The organism is Lachnoanaerobaculum sp. (assembly GCF_057250505.1).
On the sequence record NZ_DBHIEQ010000071.1, the window covers coordinates 1 to 1,185 of the forward strand.

At 39.7% G+C, this 1,185-nt stretch carries 1 protein-coding gene; it reads right to left on the reverse strand.

Annotation, left to right across the window (positions count from 1 at the left end; genetic code table 11):
• Positions 1-1,185: glycoside hydrolase family 2 TIM barrel-domain containing protein (locus ACO6FI_RS13285; protein ID WP_485457738.1), on the reverse strand; the 1,185-nt coding region annotated here is incomplete at both ends.

Sequence of the window (1,185 nt, forward strand, 5' to 3'; positions counted from 1 at the left end):
AAGTTCTGTATAAAGCTGCATACCGCCACAGGAATTGCCCATAGCATGTGTATATTCACATTCAATAAAAGGCTTATCCCTGTGAGTCTTTAAAAATTCTTTGACCTCAGCCACCTTTGCATACATTCTGCTTTCAATATCTGAGGTGTCATTGTAACGGCGGTCATTATAAACTCCCTCATAGTGTACAAGTCTGCTTGAGTCGACCTTTCTGAAAAACTCACTCATCTCATATATATCACTGCCGCCGTAGCTTTCATTTCCACAGGACCAGATAAGAACACTTGAGTGATTGCGGTCTCTCATATACATTGAGTTCGCCCTGTCAAGCAGCAGCGGTAACCATTCCTTCTTATCTCCCGGCAGTACAAAGTCATAGTCCGATACGCCGCTTAGAAGACCGTCCCAGCTGCCATGAGTTTCAAGATTACACTCATCAATCAAATATATACCGTAGATATCGCATAGTTCATAGAGCGCGGATGAGTTAGGGTAGTGGCTTGTTCTTATAGCATTGATATTGTTTTCCTTCATGGTCACAATATCTTTTTTGATTTCATCAAAGGTGATTGCACGGCCGAACTTTGAGCTGAAGTCATGTCTGTCCACACCTGCAAATACAATTCTCTTACCGTTTAAGGTCATTACATTGTCGGAGTTCTTTTCAAAAAGTCTGATGCCGACCTTTACAGCTGAAACCTCAAGTAAAGTCTCTCCGTCAAATATTTCGATATAGAGAGTATAAAGATTCGGAATCTCGGCACTCCAAAGCTTAGGAGCGGCAACATCAAATGAAAGTTTGTTTTTGCCTGAATGTAAATTACCTACAGTTTCATAAACTACAGGCATCTCGTCAAATACCTTAAACTCATTTGATTTCAGAGTTAAGTCCATAGCGTCAAATAGGACAAGTTTTACATCCGCATTATTACTTAAGTTTACAGAAAAGTTAAGTTTAACATTATCAAAGCTGCCCTTTTCAAAGACCTGCTTGATTTGAATATCCTCAATGTGGCATTTTTGCTTGGTGTAGAGATAAATATCTCTGAAGATGCCTGAAAATCTGAAAAAGTCCTGATCTTCAAGCCAGCTGCCGGCACACCACTTGGTAACCTGTATTGCAAGTTTGTTTTCTCCTTCAACTATATATTTTGTTAAATCAAACTCTGAAGGAGTGAAGCTGTC